Source organism: Paenibacillus cymbidii, assembly GCF_004764705.1.
Lineage (GTDB): Bacteria > Bacillota > Bacilli > Paenibacillales > NBRC-103111 > Paenibacillus_AN > Paenibacillus_AN cymbidii.
The window spans coordinates 1-15,832 of sequence record NZ_SHLX01000027.1 but is presented as its reverse complement, the minus strand read 5'-3'; the positions used below and the strand labels follow the sequence as shown (position 1 = coordinate 15,832).

10 protein-coding genes are annotated in these 15,832 nt (G+C 60.6%); 7 read left to right on the top strand and 3 right to left on the bottom strand.

What is annotated here, in order from left to right; translation table 11 throughout:
- The first annotated feature begins 16 nt into the window (after positions 1 to 16).
- Together EXY20_RS28645 and EXY20_RS28640 are read left to right on the top strand one after the other, a co-directional pair.
- Positions 17 to 1,804 carry an alpha-glycosidase gene (locus EXY20_RS28645; protein WP_135555661.1) on the top strand — a complete coding sequence of 596 codons (1,788 nt, stop codon included), beginning with the start codon at positions 17 to 19 and terminating at the stop codon, positions 1,802 to 1,804.
- On the top strand, positions 1,782 to 2,345 hold the full coding sequence (locus EXY20_RS28640) for a DUF1003 domain-containing protein (RefSeq protein WP_207671350.1): 564 nt from the start codon (positions 1,782 to 1,784) through the stop codon (positions 2,343 to 2,345). The genes EXY20_RS28645 and EXY20_RS28640 overlap by 23 nt, the downstream gene beginning before the upstream one ends.
- Before the next feature lie 82 nt (positions 2,346 to 2,427).
- Here EXY20_RS28640 and EXY20_RS28635 read toward each other — a convergent pair whose 3' ends face one another.
- Positions 2,428 to 4,269, bottom strand: coding sequence for an LTA synthase family protein (locus tag EXY20_RS28635; protein ID WP_135555660.1), 1,842 nt, complete (start codon positions 4,267 to 4,269; stop codon positions 2,428 to 2,430).
- 344 nt (positions 4,270 to 4,613) lie between these two features.
- Here EXY20_RS28635 and EXY20_RS28630 point away from each other — a divergent pair, with 344 nt between their 5' ends.
- Entirely contained in the window at positions 4,614 to 5,702 is a 1,089-nt protein-coding gene (locus EXY20_RS28630) for a phosphatidylinositol-specific phospholipase C/glycerophosphodiester phosphodiesterase family protein (protein ID WP_167859592.1), read from the top strand.
- A 13-nt stretch (positions 5,703 to 5,715) separates the two neighbouring features.
- On the opposite strand, the gene EXY20_RS28625 is transcribed toward EXY20_RS28630, so the two are convergent.
- Complete coding sequence (locus EXY20_RS28625) at positions 5,716 to 8,334, bottom strand: metallophosphoesterase (RefSeq protein ID WP_135555656.1); 2,619 nt, start codon at positions 8,332 to 8,334, stop codon at positions 5,716 to 5,718.
- Between the two features lie 240 nt (positions 8,335 to 8,574).
- Here EXY20_RS28625 and EXY20_RS28620 point away from each other — a divergent pair, with 240 nt between their 5' ends.
- Positions 8,575 to 9,834: a serine hydrolase domain-containing protein gene (locus tag EXY20_RS28620; protein ID WP_135555654.1), complete on the top strand. Its 1,260-nt coding sequence runs from the start codon at positions 8,575 to 8,577 to the stop codon at positions 9,832 to 9,834.
- Between the two features lie 82 nt (positions 9,835 to 9,916).
- On the opposite strand, the gene EXY20_RS28615 is transcribed toward EXY20_RS28620, so the two are convergent.
- Positions 9,917 to 11,392 (bottom strand): DHA2 family efflux MFS transporter permease subunit, encoded by a 1,476-nt coding sequence (locus tag EXY20_RS28615; RefSeq protein WP_135555652.1) that lies wholly within the window; start codon positions 11,390 to 11,392, stop codon positions 9,917 to 9,919.
- Between the two features lie 329 nt (positions 11,393 to 11,721).
- On the opposite strand from EXY20_RS28615, the gene EXY20_RS28610 reads away from it, so the two are divergent.
- The 3 genes from EXY20_RS28610 to EXY20_RS40345 all read left to right on the top strand — a co-directional run.
- On the top strand, positions 11,722 to 12,375 hold the full coding sequence (locus tag EXY20_RS28610; protein WP_135555650.1) for a TetR/AcrR family transcriptional regulator: 654 nt from the start codon (positions 11,722 to 11,724) through the stop codon (positions 12,373 to 12,375).
- 87 nt (positions 12,376 to 12,462) lie between these two features.
- A complete protein-coding gene (locus EXY20_RS28605) occupies positions 12,463 to 14,223 on the top strand; it encodes a sensor domain-containing diguanylate cyclase (protein ID WP_135555649.1) in 1,761 nt (586 codons plus the stop codon).
- A gap of 106 nt (positions 14,224 to 14,329) precedes the next feature.
- Positions 14,330 to 15,832: phosphodiester glycosidase family protein (locus EXY20_RS40345; RefSeq protein WP_135555647.1), on the top strand; the 1,503-nt coding region annotated here is incomplete at its 3' end.

Below are 15,832 nucleotides of genomic sequence, written 5' to 3'. Positions count from 1 at the left end.
CGAAGGAGCTGCCGCTATGTACTGGGACTGCTTTTACCATTCCTCGCATTCGAACTGGGCGTACGCATACGATGCCGAAACCGTGCATCTGCGCGTTCGCACCAAACGGGACGACGTTGACAGCGTCACGGCCGTCACCGGGGACAAGTACGACTGGGAGCGCAACCGCGCCGACATTCTGATGGAAAAAGTGTTTGCCGACCCGATGTTCGATTACTGGGAAGCTGCGGTGAGGCCGCCGTTTCGCCGGCTTTCCTACTGCTTCCGCATGCACGCCGGCGACGAAACCGCCTGGTTGACCGAAGCCGGTCCGCGCGGCGACGAGCCGCAAGGGTGCGACGGTTTTTTCGATTTTCCCTATATCCACGAAATCGATCTGGGAACGCCGCCGGAATGGGCGAAGGAAGCCGTCTTTTACCAGATTGTGCCCGACCGCTTCGCGAACAGCAACCCGGACAACGATGCGGACGATGTCACGCCGTGGGGCGAGCAGCCGGACGCTTACCGCACATTCGGCGGCGATCTGCAGGGCATTATCGACAAGCTCGATTATTTGGGCGAGCTGGGGGTGACGGCGATTTATTTGACCCCGATCTTCGAATCGCCTTCCTGCCATAAATACGACACGGTCGATTACCGCAAGGTGGACCCGCATTTCGGCGACGAGAAGCTGCTGAAACGGCTTGTCGACGACTGCCACCGGCGCGGCATCCGCGTCATGCTCGACGGGGCGTTCAACCATAGCAGCGAGCATTTTTTTGCTTTCCGCGATGTGGCGGAGAAGGGCGAACAATCCGCCTACAAAGACTGGTACCACGTGCGTTCGTTCCCGATCGAAGTGAAGGACGGCATTCCGTCCTACGATACGTTCGGCTTTTTCGGCCATATGCCCAAGCTCAATACCGCTCATCCGGAGGTGCGCGATTATTTGCTCGAGTCGGCGGCTTATTGGCTGCGCGACATCGGCATCGACGGCTGGCGGCTGGACGCGGCGAACGAAGTCGATCACCATTTCTGGCGCCATTTCCGTCGTATGGTCAAGGACATCAACCCCGATGCGTACATCGTCGGCGAAGTATGGAACGACTCGCTCAAATGGCTGCTCGGCGATCAATTCGACTCCGTCATGAATTATCCGTTCTCGCGCAGCGCGATGGGCTACTTCTCGCATACCGGAATGGACGGGCATACGTTCGCCGGCAGCATCGGCAGCTTGCTGGTGCGGTATCCGCAGCAGAAGAACGAAGTGATTTTCAATCTGCTGTGCAGCCACGACACGCCGCGTCTGCACGATTGTGTCGGCATGGACAAGCGGCGGGTGAAGCTGGCCGTCGTGTTCCTGATGACGTATATCGGCACGCCGTGCATCTTCTATGGCGACGAGATCGGGCTGACCGGCGCCGACAACCTCGAGTGCCGCAAATGCATGGAATGGGACCCGGCCAAGCAGGACCGCGAGCTGTTCGATTTTTACCGGCTGCTGATCGCGCTGCGCAAGGAGCACCCGGCGCTGCGGCGCGGGCGTTTTCGCTTCCTCAAGGCGGACCGGGACGACAGCCGGATCGTTTACGAACGGCTGGACGAGGGGCAGCATTTTGTCGTGTGGATGAACAATACGGAAGAACCGACGACGCTGTCGCATCCGATGGAGACGGACGACTGGCGGGATGCGCTGTCGGGCGAAGCGGCGCCTGCGGCGGACGGGCGGATGGACATCGAGCTGGAACCGCTCGGCTACCGGATTCTGTACCGCAATTTGTCGGGAGAAGGAGGCGGGGGGAATGGATCCGAAGCCGGCCACTGACGAGGAACTGCTGATCGCCGATCTGGAGGAAACGGGGCAAGCGGCGGCGGAGGGAACGCTGAGCATCGAGCAGCTGAAGCGGGTCAGCGAAATGGTGAACGATTACCACGAGAACATCAAGTGCCACCTGAGCGCCCAGCAGCAAAAAAAGACCGGCTGGCCGGACCGGCTCGCCGACATGATCGCTTCGTTCGGAGGAAGCTGGACGTTTATTGTTTCTTTTGCGGCGTTCATGACCGTGTGGATTTTGTGGAACCTGTTTACGGTGCTGAAATTCGACGCGCCGCCGTTTATTTTGCTCAATCTGATGCTGTCGATGATCGCGGCGTTCCAGGCGCCGATCATCCTGATGAGCCAGAACCGCCAGGCCGCCCGAGACAAACAGGAGTCGATCCTCAGCTTCGCGATCAATTACCAGGCCGAGTTGGAAAATAATGAGCTGAAACACCTGCTGCAGCGGATCGAAAAGAAGCTGGACCGGCTGGAGCGCAGCGGCGGCGGGGACAGCGGCAAACGCGGGAACGAAGCGGACGGCGAGTAAACCGGCTATCAACGGAAAAAAGAGAAGGGCGGCAACGACGGGAAAAGCTCCCGTTCGTGTGCTGCCCTTCGTGTGTCGAACGTTACGATTCCCGATCCGGCAATTGCAGCACGTAGTTGTCCGCCAGCTGCAGCAGCCGCAGGGCCGCCTCGTACTGCGTCTGCGAAACGCCGCCGTTGCCGGTGCCGCCTCCGCCTCCGGTCAGCGGGTAGTACTCGCCGTCCTCATATCCGCTGCCGGGGATGAACAGCGTGTCTTCGTCCAGCAGCGAACCCGAAGGCAAATAATACCGCTGCGGCAGCACGTTCGTCGTTTGGTTCAGCAGGTCGTGGCCAAAATGAAGCTGGCCGTCCAGCGGCACGCCGGCCAAATTGGCGATCGTCGGCAGCACGTCGACCTGGCCGCCGACCTGCTCGAACCGCGCCGGATAAGTGACGCCGGGAGAAGCGATGAGCAGCGGCACGTTGATCATTTCCGGATAACCGTATTTGTGCCCGTAAATTTCCGCCAGCAATTCCTTGTCGTCGCGGTCGAGCGAGTAAACCGGCAAGCCGAGATGATCGCCGTAGAGAACGACGAGGCTGTCGTCCCACACGCCGCTGCGTTTCAATTCGTCGATAAACGCTCCGAGCGCTTCATCGGCGTAATGCTGCGCGCGGATGTAGTCGCCGACGAACGTGCCTTCGTACCGCTCCGGCAGCTGCAAACGCTGCTTCTCCTGCGGAATCGTAAACGGATGATGCGCCGTCATCGAAACGACCTGCGCGTAGAACCGCTCGCCGCCGGCGCGGAATGACGCCAGCTCTGCCGCCGTTTTGGCGTACAGCACCTCGTCCGACGCTCCGAAGAACACTTCGTCCTCCGTTCCGAAGAACGACTTGTCGTAATACCGTTCGAACCCGAGCGCCTCGTACAGCTCGCCGCGGTTCCAGAACTCGACGACGTTCGTATGGAAGGTCGCCGTCCGGTAGCCTTCCGCCCGCAGCAGCTTCGGCAAGCTCGGCAGCGCCTTGTCCACGTACGACATCGTCGCCGCGCCTTTCGGCGGAATATACAGCGACGTGTTGACGACGAATTCGGCGTCCGACGTGTTGCCTTGTCCGACTTGCTGGTAGAAGCGCGGGAAGTAGAAATGCTCCGCCGCCAGCCGGTTCATGTTCGGCGTCACTTCCTGTCCATCGATCTTAAGGCCGATCAGGAAGTTCTGGAACGATTCCAGCTGGATGACGATAATGTTTTTGCCGGCTGCGGCTCCTGCCAGCAGCGGCTGCTCGGGAGCGCGTATTCCTTTCAACTCGTCGACGCTCGCCTGGGTGATGTCCTGCGGCGCGACCGGCTCGGGTTCGCTGCGCGCGAACAGGCTGTACGCCTCGTAGCTCAGAATGCCCATCTCCGCCGCTTGTTTGCGTTCGCTCATGCTGGCCCGGTTCGGCAAAATGTTGATCAGGCACAGCGCGAACGAAACGATCAGCAGCATTGCGGCGATGCCCCGGCGTTCCCGCCGCAGCGACACGTATCGCCATGCGGCGCTGAACCGGCCCTTGCGCAGCAGCAGCGCGAGCAACACGATGACATCGAGAAAGAGGAACAAATACTGCGGATCCATCAGCGAAAATACGCTGTTGCTGACCGCCGTCACCTGGTTGACCTGCTGCAGGGCGTGGTAGGTGGCGATGACGCCGTAATATTTGTAATACATGATGACCGAAAAAAAGAGCAGCGTCAGCAGCAAATTCGCGAGCGCGTAGTAGAGCAGCTTGCGCCTCGCGGCGAACAGCTCGATCAGGCAGAAGACGAGCCAGATGAACGGCAATTCCGTCGCCAGCGGCATCCAGGAAACGTCGCCGAAGACGACGAGCCAAGCAAGGCAGCTTTTGGCAAACAGCAGGATAGTAAAGAAGACAAACGGTCCGGTACGCGTCATGCGGCTCCCCTCCAACCGGATTTGTCCGGTAGCATCATTATGCCTTCGCGGAAGGGCGAAAGTCAAAAGCGGCGGACGCTCGGCGTACCCACTGAAATGGCCCTTGTTTGTCGAATGCTGTTTGGGTGATACGAATTGTCGCAAAAGCCGGCGAAGCTTGTCCGATCATTTCCCGGGTAATGTCGGAACATTTGGCACACTCTAATGAAACTCTAACGGGGCTCTAATTTCCGCTTCAGTTTTTTTTCCTATTATCGGGGTAAATAAAAGGGAGGCGCCGAAAAAGAGGAATTATTTCCTCTCGCGCCCAGATGATGAGGTGTCAGGAAGGAGAGCGATCGAAAGTGAAACCGACCAAAACCCGCGTGGCGCTTGCGCTGCTTGCCTTTCTTTTGCTTATGCCGACGATGCCGCACCTTGCGTTTGGCGCAACGACGCCGACGGGAGCGCCGGAATGGACGCGTTACCCGTTGATCGCCCATGGCTTGGGCGGGCTCGACGGCGTCGAACTGACGAACAGCCTGGAGGCGTTCGAGACGAACTACGACAAAGGACAGCGAGTCTTCGAGGTCGATCTGTCGCTGACAGCGGACGGTCTGCTGGCGGGTCGGCACGACTGGATGAGCTATTTGGACGAGCGGTTCGAGCTCGACGTTCCCGCGAGCGAACAAGACCAGGCGCCAACCATGGCCGAATTTCTCGGCCGCAAAATTTTGAAGCAATACACGCCGATTTCGTTCGACGACGTGGCCCGGCTGCTGGTGGAGTATCCCGACGCCTACATCATCACGGATACCAAGGAGGAGGACCCGCAGCTTGTCGCCAGGCAGTTTACGCTGATCCGCGACACGATCGAGCGGGTCGATCCAACGATTGTCGACCGGGTCATCCCGGAAATTTATTCGCCGGAAATGATGGAGACGGTGAAAGCGATCGTGCCGTTTCCGAACGTGATCTTTTCAATCTATTTGTCGAGCATGACGCCGGATGAGGTCGTCCAATATGTCGGCTCGCACGGCATCCGCGTCGTCGCCATGCCGGTCGAGCGCGCCACCGCCCCCTTCATGAAGGCGTTGAGGCGCAAAGGAGCCGTCGCTTATGTGCACGCCGTCAACGAGGTGGCGGATGTAAACGCGTATATGGCGATGGGCGTCCATGGGGTATACACGGATTTCCTCAGCTACGCGGATCTCGGCTGGGCGCAGCCGGAGCCGTCCGCAGCGGCGAAAGAACGGCTTGCCGCGCTGGCGGCCAAAGAGCGGGAGCGGGCCAGCATGCCGTCGATCATCCGGCTCGGCGCCACCTCGGCGGTGCAGGCCGCCGAGCAGGCGGGCGCGTTCAAGCTCAAGGCGGAGGAGCAGGCGGCGGCTTCCGTCCCGGCCAAAACCGGCTTGTGGACGTCGCTGAAAAGCTTCGTCCGGGTGCTGTTTTAAGACAGCCGGGACCTTACTCCCGGCGGAACGTCCATACGTCCGACTTGTTTTGCCCGCCGTACGGGTCCTTGACGACGGCGTACCAGCCGTACGTCGTTCCCTGCTGCAGCCCGGCGTACGCGACGCTTGCCGTACCGCCGCTCGGCGTGCGCTGCGCGCTTCCGATCGGCTCCGTCGTGCGCGCGTTGACGGCGATATAGTCGGTCGCTACCCGTTTGTCGATCGGCTGCAGCTTCAGCGGCAGTTCGAACTCGTCTTCTTCCTTCTTGAAAAAATTCCACTTCTGCAGCAGCGGCGAATAGCTGTTGACGTACAGCTTGCCGTGCTGCACATCGAATTTCAGCAGCCTCATGAAGCCTTCCCCGCCTTGCGGTCCGTTCTGGTAGTCGCTGAGCATCTCCAATACGGTGCGGTCGCCGATCGATTTGACATTATAGGCCGTGCCGGGATTATGGCCGCCGAGCACGAGAAACACGTTCGGATTGGGCGTTACCAAGCGGTCCCAAATGGCCTGGCCTTGCCCGAAGTAAGCATGGTTCGGCTTCAGATACTCGTGCGTGGCGATGATGGCGTTGCGATCGGCATATTGCCGCAGCACGGCATTCGCCCAGGCGAACGACTTGTCGTCGATCAGCCAGCCGAGATAAACGATGACAAAATCGTTGCCGGCGGCGGAGACGAGATCGTAATGGTCGCGGTAGTTGTTCAGGTCGCCGCCGAACGTCGGCTGCGCCGCAAACCGGTCGCGGCCAAAATATTTCCAGAACATCTCGTAGTTCCCGGCATCGAAGGCGACATCGTGATTGCCGGTGACAACGCCGTACGGAATATGGGCGTCGTCGAGTATTTTCATGCTGGAAGAGGCGCGTTCCCACTCGGTTTTGCTGTTCCAGTTGTTGACGATGTCGCCGGTATGGATCAGATAGCGAAATTTGTTGTCCTTCCAGTGGCCGGCGACCCAGGCGGTCATCGTGTCGTAGACGGCAGGAAACGATTCGGCATAGTACTGGGTGTCGCTCATCCAGACGAACGCGTAATCGTATTCGTCAGCGGCCGGGATCCGGTCCTGCACGAGCAGGTCGACCTTGCCGTCCTGCACCATGTCGGCTTGTTTGATCCGGCCGCGCAGCGTAAAATCTTCGGCCCCTTGACCGGAGGCAAGTTCCTCCCAGGCGGCTTTCGTGTTGTTCCAGGCGTACAGCGTCACGAGCCGACCGGGCAGCGAATGGCCGGTCCAGACCGCTTCCAGATCGGCCGGCGGCGCATTTCCCGCCTCGAAGGAGAAGCGGTGGTAAGGGAATTTCTCCTTGGCATCGTTCGTCAAATACTTGCCGTCCGGCGCGGCGACAAGCGCCCGATCCGCGGGCGAGAACGGCGTCTCCCCATCGGGCTCGCGGAGGGCGGGCGGCTCGCGGTCGGCGGCGCCGGCGTAGGCGCGCGCCTGCCCGGCCCCGCCAAGATCGTAGCGGGCGGCTTTGTAGAAGGCGACGTCGAGCTCGCTGTCCGCCGGATCGCGCACGGCCACGCGAAGCGTCGCCGCGGCTGATGCAACGACGGCGCGGTCGGCGGGGGACGACAGTGACGGCGGGTCGGGAATTTCGTCGTTGACCCGGAAGCCGACGGTTGCCGTCGTTTCGTTGCCGGCTTTATCCGCGGCGATCACTTCCAGCCGGTGCGTGCCTTTCGCCAGTCCGGACGTTTCCAGCGTAACGGGAAGCTGCAGCACGGTGCCGTCCAGCTTGGCCACAACCGGCGTGCTGCCCGAGCCGGCGTCGCTGGCCTCGGCGTTCAGGGCAACCCGGTTCTTGTAGGTTCTGCCGTCCACGGGCGAAACGATGCCAATCTTCGGCGGCGTATTGTCGACCTGCACGGTGATCCGCTTCTCGAACCGTTGGTCGTTCATCGACGCGCTCAGTTCGATGGCGTGGCTGCCGTCGGCGACGCTTCGGGTATCCCATTTGTAATAAGATGTCCGGTATTTATCGTCCTTGATGACGAACGTCCATTGGCGCTGCAGCGCGTTCGGCTCGTCGCCGACGGTATAAACGGCCGCCGTCCGGTAATCGGGGTCCTCCAGCACGGTCCCGTCCGCCAGCGTAAACGTAAGCGCGCGGAAGCGCCAATCGTCGTGATTGCCCGCTTCGCTGTCGGGCGACGTGAGATTGCCGGCGCGCAGCGCCACGGTATTGGCCCCGGACTGCAGCATTTCGGCCGGAATGACTACCGCGGCTTTGGCGAAGCCGACCAAATTGCGGTCCAGGATCGCCGCCAGCTTGCCGTTGACCCACACGCTGTCCTGGTAGCCGTCCCCGGCCTCGAGGCCGTCGGCTTCGAACGACAGCACCGCCGGCTGCCGCATGACGGGCAGCAGGTCCGCTTCTTTGCCGTCGATGCGCAGCGACAACCGGGCGTCCGCGTCTGCTGCTGCGGCCAGAACTGTTTTTGCGTCGCGCACGTAATCGCCCGAATCGAGCGACAGCTCGAGCGCCGAATCGGCTGCCGTCCCCGTGATCGTGTGCCGTTCGCCGCGTTCCTGCGCGAACCACACGACGAGGGCGATTGCCGCCGCCAGGGCGAATACGGCCGGCAGCCGCCGCCCGCGCCACGGGCCTAATGAAGGTCGGATCGGCATCGGTTCATCTCCCTTCGCGCATGAAGTCTACTGTCGATTAAACGGAAACGAGACCGATTGAATCGGCGGTTACGGCATCTATCTTCCTTGTATAGCATACCCGCGAACAGCCGGTTGCTTCCAGCGGCCATTCTAATGAAACTCTAATCCCTTTCTAATTTAGACTTAAGTTCCGGTTAAGGACCAGCCACTATGATGGAAGGCAGAGATATAGAATAAGTAACGGGTGGATGAAACCGGATGGATAGGAAGAAAAAGAGTGCTGTTGCCGTGTACAAGCGCCGGCGCGTGCGTTATATCGGGATGTATGCGCTTGTGGCGGCCGTGGCGATCGGCGGCGCCAGCTTGTACATCAGCCGCACGTTCGCGGCGAAAAAAGCGTTGGACTGGCCAACGGCAAGCTGGCAGGTCACGACCCCGGAGCAGGAAGGCATGCGCTCCGAGACGTTGGCCGGCATGTTGGACGCGATGAAGGCGGACAATGTGCATAGCGTGCTTGTCGCGCGCAACGGCCATATCGTGCTCGAGGCGTACAACAAAGACACGGCGGCCGATACGACGCAGAATGTGTTGTCCGTGACGAAGAGCGTCACGTCGGCGCTCATCGGCATTGCCTTGAACGAGGGCAAGCTGCAGGATGTCGCCATGCCGATCGCCCCGTCCTTTCCCGAGTGGACCGGCGACGATGCGCGCAAACAGCAGATTACGGTCAAGAGCCTGCTGACGATGACGTCCGGCATCGCCTGGTCGAACGAAGGCGAAGTGTCGTCCAAAGAAATGATCGCCAGTCCCGATTGGACGCAATATGTGCTGACGAGGCCGATGGATGCGGACCCGGGCACTAAATTCATGTACACCAACGGCGGGCCGCAAGTGTTGTCCAGCCTGATTAGCCGCGCGACCGGCATGGACGAGGAGCAGTATGCCGCGGTCAAGCTGTTCGAGCCGCTCGGCATCAAGGATTTCAGCTGGGAGAAGGACCCGACGCAAACGCCTTACGGCGCATTCGGGCTTCACCTCAACACGCGCGATATGGCCAAGTTCGGCCTGCTGTACTTGCAGAACGGCAAGTGGAACGGCAAAACCGTCGTGCCGAAAGAGTGGGTGGCGGCTTCGACCAAACAATACGTGGGCGAGGATCGTACGGACGGCTCGAAACGCGGATACGGCTACCTCTGGTGGCTGCGCAACGAAAAAGACGGCGTCAACGCGGCAGATTCGTCCAAATACGACATGTTTTCGGCGGTCGGCTCCGGCGGTCAACGCATCGTCGTCGTACCGAAATACGACATGGTCATCGTCTTCACGGCGAACAATACCGATAGTTTCTTCGCTGACAAATATATCGATCAATACATTCTCCCGTCCGTCAGCGGCAAAAAGTCGCTGGAACCGAACCCGGACGGCCAGAAGCTGCTGAACGAGCAAATCTCGGCCTTCCGCACCGTGGGCGATACCGGCCCCGACGCCAGTGTGACAGGCATGCAAACCAATCCATAGCCGAGACGAGGAATAAACCCAATATACAAAAAACGGCCGAGTCCGCATAGACTCGGCCTTCCTTATTTTTCGGATGCGGCGGTCAGCCGTGCATCATCATTCTTGCTTCCGGCGGCGCTTCTTCGCCGGCGGCGGATTTCTTCGGCCTGCTCAGCAGCACCGAAAGCACGGTGCCTGCCGCGGCGATGGCGACCAGCACGAAGAACGTATCGCTGAAGGACAGCGAATAAATTTCCAACTGCTCGGTTTTGCCCGTAGCGAAATAGTGCTTGCCGCGGCTGGCCATAATCGTCGTCAAGCCGGCGACGGCAATGGACGAAACAACTTGCTGCGCGGCGTTCGTCAGCGCGGTGACGCGGCTGACGAGATTGGCCGGCGCGGACTGGATCAGATGCGTGTTCAGCGGCATCATCGACAAGCCCATGCCGGCGCCCAGCATACCGATGGGCAGCAGCATTTCCGTCGACTTGCTGGCGGCGTCGATGCCGGTCAGCAGCCAGGCGGCTGCGGTGACGATCGCCATGCCGACCATAACGAGCGGACGGGCGCCGAACTTGTCGGACAGCTTGCCGCCGATCGGCATGAAGATGGCCGCGGCAATCGCTTGCGGCAGCATAATCAGGCCGGTGTCGAGCGCCGTTTCGTGCTTCGCCTGCTGCAGGAAGATCGGAATCAGGAACATGGTGCCGAACAAGGCGCTTTGCGTAATCCACTGGATGATGATGCCGCGGCTGAAGTTAAACGAACGGAAGACGCGCAGCTCGAGCAGCGGCTCTTTCTTGCGCAGCTCGGCGACGATGAACAGCAGCAATGCAACGACGCCGACCGAAAGGCCGATGATCGTGCGCTCCGATGTCCAACTGTTGCCGCCTTCGCTGACGCCGTAAGAAAGCGCGGCGAAAGCCAGCGGTCCAAGCAGCATGCCGAGTTTGTCGAGAGTGGCGACGGCCGTGCGGCCGATCTTCGGCAGCGTAATCAGGCCAACGATCATGCCGATGACGCCGATCGGGATGTTGATCAGGAAGATCCATTGCCAACTGACTTTGTCGATCAGCCAGCCGCCCAGCACCGGACCGATGGCCGGCGCGAACAGAATCGGGATGCCCATCATCCCCATAACGGCGCCGACTTTATCCGGCGGGGCAAGCCGGTAGGTGAACGCCATGGCGATCGGCATCATGACGCCGCCGCCCAAGCCCTGCAGCACGCGGAACGCAATCAGCATGTCGGCGCTGGTGGCCAGGGCGCAGAGCAGCGAACCGATCGTAAACAGGACAAGCGAAATCAGGAAGATGTTCTTCGGACCGAACCGGTCGGAGAGCCAGCCCGCAAGCGGGATGACGGCGGCCTGCGCGAGCGCGTAGCCGGTGAACGTCCACTGAATGTAAGACAGCGTGGAGTCGAACTCCTGCATAAGACCCGGAATGGCGACATTGACGACGGTGCCGTCGAGGATAACCATGAACAGGCCGATGATGATGGCAATCAGCGGCGCCAGGATTTCCTTGATCGTCTTCGGTTGCCCGCCGAGAGAAGGCGAAGCGGTTGATGCTGACATGTAAGATGTCCTCCTATCCATTGTGCCGCTTCCGGACAACCGGGTCATCTCTTGGCCGATACGGCCGTCCGAACAACGCTTGCGGCATAGGCCGCCGCCTGCGATGCGGGCGCTTCCGTTCCGACATGCCCGTTCCATTGACCGAACCTGAATCCAGGCCGTACAATGGATCCAGACGGACCCTCTGCTGCTATCCACGGATAATAACCGGACAAATGTCCGTTTCATTAACACTCTAGCGGACAATTGTCCGTTTGTCAACAAACATTGCGCGCCAATATTCGCGAATTTTGCGCGAACGACGCGCTTACGAAAGTGAGGCACCGGCTATGGCGGAGCGAAAAGAACGACGGGATGCGGCCGAGCATCGCCGCATTATTCTGCAGAAGGCGAAATCGCTGTTCGCCGAACACGGCGTCGAAGGTGTCAGTATGTACCAGATCGCCCGGTCGGCCGGCGTCGGTCAAGGGACGCTGTACCGAAGATACGCCGGCAAAAGCGATTTATGCCTCGACATCATCCAGGAAAGCTTCCGCGTCTTGTGCGACGAGTTGACGCGTTATTTGGATCGCCATCGCGACACGCCTGTGCGGGAACGGCTCGACATGGCGATCGGCAAATGGCTTGCTTTCATCGAGGACAAAACGCCATGGATTGGCGAGCTGCGTCCGCGGGAATGCGAATCGGAGCTGTTCTTCGCCTCTTCGCTGTACGTGACCGTCCACGGCTTGTTCCGCTCGCTGCTCGAGGAGGCGGGGCGGCTGCCCGGCGCCGCCGCGATTGACGCGGTGCTGGCCGCCGACGGGATCATCGCTTCCGCTTCGCCGTTTCTGTACAGCCACCAGCGGCAAGGCCGCGGCTACAGCATGGAGGCGATCAAACGCCATTTGCTTGCGCTGTATGTCGACCCCCTTTGCGGCAGACGACTCCCCGGGGAAACCACGCAAACAGACGGCAACTCATCGCTGCAACCTTTTATGTGAAATGTGGTGCCGATAACAAAAATATAGGTCTTTGGACCCGATAAAATGAATATCTAGGTATTTCGCATCGTATTGGGGCTGAGGCAGATGAGCAGACGACAGTTTTTCGGCATGCTGTTGGTGGCATTGGCGCTGCTGTGCGGGAGCGGCGGAGCGGCTGCGGCTGGCGGCGTGTTGGTGCTGCAGAATGATTCGACAGCTTACGACCTTGCCCCGTATATGGCGGTTGCCGTCGATCCGGACGGGAAGTGGACGATCGAGCAGGCGGCAGGCGCGGACGCGGCGCTGCAGTATACCGATAGGCCCGAGCGGACGCCCAATTACGGTTACTCTGCCGCCGTGCGCTGGATCCGCCTCGACATTCGCAACGATACCGCCAAATCGATGTGGCTGCTGCAAACCGATTACGCACCGATCGACCGGCTGGACTTTTACGTTGCCGGGGGCGATGGTTCGTTTGCCCACACCCGAATGGGCGATTCCATGCCGTTCGGCGAACGGCCGATCTCCAATCGTTCGCCCACGATGCAGCTGCAACTGGAACCCGGGAAGCAGCAAACCGTGTTCTTGCGCGTGGAAACGGAAGGCGCCATGGCGCTGCCGATGAAGCTGTATGCGCCGCTCGTTTATACGGAGCGGGAACAAAGCACCTATTTGCTGATGGGCGCCTACTACGGGATGATGCTTGTTTTGACCGCATTCAACATCATTCTGGCGTTTTCGATGCGCTCGCGGGCTTACTTCTATTACGTGTTCATCAACGCGTCGACGCTGCTGCTGTTTCTGTCGCTGAACGGCATCGCCTACCAATACATTTGGCCGGACGCGGTCTGGTGGAACAATCGTTCGATCGTGTTCTTCATGTGTTTGAGCCATATCGCCGCGCTGCTGTTTGCGCGCAGCTTCCTGCGGATCACGAAGCAGCGTTTCGGGACGTTGTACCGCCTGTTCGTCGCGATGATCGCCGTGGAGCTTGCCAATATGCTCGTTCTGTTGGCCGACTATAGGACGGGACTGGTCTTGTCGGTTTATTCGATCGGCGTCATCGACGTGTTCATCATCGTAGCGGCTGTCATCAGCTTGCGGAGCGGGAATCGGCCGGCGCGGTATTTTATTCTTGGCTGGGGCGCGTTTCTGTTGGGCGCGATTTTGTCGGCGATGACCGATGCGGGCTTTATTCCGATGATGCCATGGTTGGTGTATGCCTCTCAGGTTGGCTCCGTATGCGAGGCGGTCATTTTGTCGTGGGGGCTCGCCGGCCGGATTCATTCGATCCGCAAGGAGAAGGAAATCGCCATCGCCCAAATGAACGAAACGCGCCGGCTTGCCGATTCGGACGACCTGACCGGGTTGTACAACCGCCGGTACGTGATCGCCGCCTTCGAGCAAGCGGTGATGAGGGGCGGCGGCTCGATGTCGCTCATGCTGCTGGACGTCGACTATTTCAAGCAAGTGAACGATACGTACGGTCACGACACGGGCGATCTGGTGCTGCAGAAGCTGGCCCGCGTGCTGCGCGCCAGCTTCCGGCCGCGGGATATCGTCGGCCGGTTCGGCGGCGAGGAATTTATGGTGCTGTTGCAGGATACGAACCGGGATCAGGCGCATAGAGCGGCCGAGTTTCTGCTCGGCACGATCCGCAAGCAGCCGTTCCTGATCGGCGAGCATACGCTCAGCTGCACGGTCAGCATCGGCATCGCCGAGTGGAAAGGAACGCCGGAGGACGACTTTCACCAGGTGCTGCTGCGGGCCGACGAAGCGCTGTATGCGGCAAAACGGGGCGGGCGCGACCGGGTATGCGAGGCGTCCTGGGAAGGTTGCGGCACCGCGGTCGGCAGCAAATTTTAATCAAAGAATAGGTCCCGTTGCCCTTGCGCGAGTAGGAAAATAACAATCGGCGTTGAATATATATACGTTAGCATCGATTGACACGCAGAGGAGAGCGTACGGGAATATGAATCGTATTATTTCAAGGGCAGGCATTCACCCTGCCGGGTGGAGCTGGTTCAAGTGGTTGCTGATGGCGATCAGCCTGCTCACTTTCGGCGTTTCCAGTTATATGTTTGTCACCCCGGCGGGTGCAAAGGCGCGCGAGTTTTTGGCGGGCACGGTCATTTCCACGCAGCACCGCGAATGGGCCTGGATGTTCGTCGGCAAAAGCCATCGGGAAGAGATGGTGCAGCACGTTCAGGAAATTGTGGCCGAAAACGGCGAGCAACCGCAGCAATTCAACCTGATCCAGATCGTACGGAAAAATCGGACCGCCGAAGAGCTGATTCAGGTGAAAGATATCGAAGGAGCGCGCTGGAAAGGCAAAATGATGTACGTGTTCGATCCGACCAGCATCCGGCTCGTTGTGCCGAAGAAGCCGATCGACGAAAATCACCAGCTCGGCGAACGCATCACGGAAATGGTCAAACGCACGGGAGCGATCGCCGGCGTCAATGCGGGCGGCTTCGACGATCCCGACGGTTTGGGCAACGGCTTCGCCCCGATCGGGATGCTGATGTCCGACACGCAGATTTTGTTCGGCGCGGAGTCCGGCAAGCAGCCGATTGTCGGCTTCACGGATACGGGTTATCTCATCGTCGGCAACTATACGCTGGGCGAGCTGCGGGAGATGAAGGTGAAGGAAGCGGCGTCCTTCTACCCGCGCGTCATTCTGGACGGCAAGCCGCTGCCGGTGCCGACGGATATTCAGCCGCGCACCGCGGTGGGGCAGAAGGCCGACGGAACGGTCATTTTCATCGTCATCGACGGCCGGCAATTCGGCTACAGCATTGGCGCCACGATGAAGGAAGTGCAGGACTTGTTCCTGGCGGAAGGGGTTATCAACGCCGGGTTTCTCGATGGCGGCGCTTCTTCGGAGTTGGTCGTAAACGGCCAGCTCATGACGAAGCCGTCCAGCAGATACGGGGAGCGGCGGCTGCCGTCGGCGTTTCTCGTGTTTGACCATCCGGAGGATTATGTCGTGGTGAATCCCTGGGAAGATATCAAGAAGATCGACGCCGGCGGGGCGCGGTCGCATCCGGAATTTCTGGCCGAGCAGCAGCGGCTGCGCGAATTGGGCATTACGCCGACGCCGGCGGCAACGCCGAAGCCTTCGACGACGCCGACGCCGGAAGGTTCGCCAAGCGGTTCGCCGAGCGGGTCGCCCGGAGCCGGGGCCGGCGCATCGGGCTCGCCAAGCGGTTCGCCGGGGGCGGGCGGCACCACGCCGAAGCCGAGCGGGTCGCCGGGCAGTTCGCCGGGCGCCGGCAGCGGGGCAACGGCAACGCCGAGCGGCCAGCCAAGCGGATCGCCGGGGACCGGAGCCGGCGCATCGGCCACGCCAGGCGGGTCGCCTGGCGCTAGCGGCGCCACGGTCGCGCCGGGCGGATCGCCCGGAGGCGGCGCAGCGGCTACGCCGGGCGGCTCGCAGGGCGCGGGCGGCACGACGCCGAAGCCGGGCGCAACG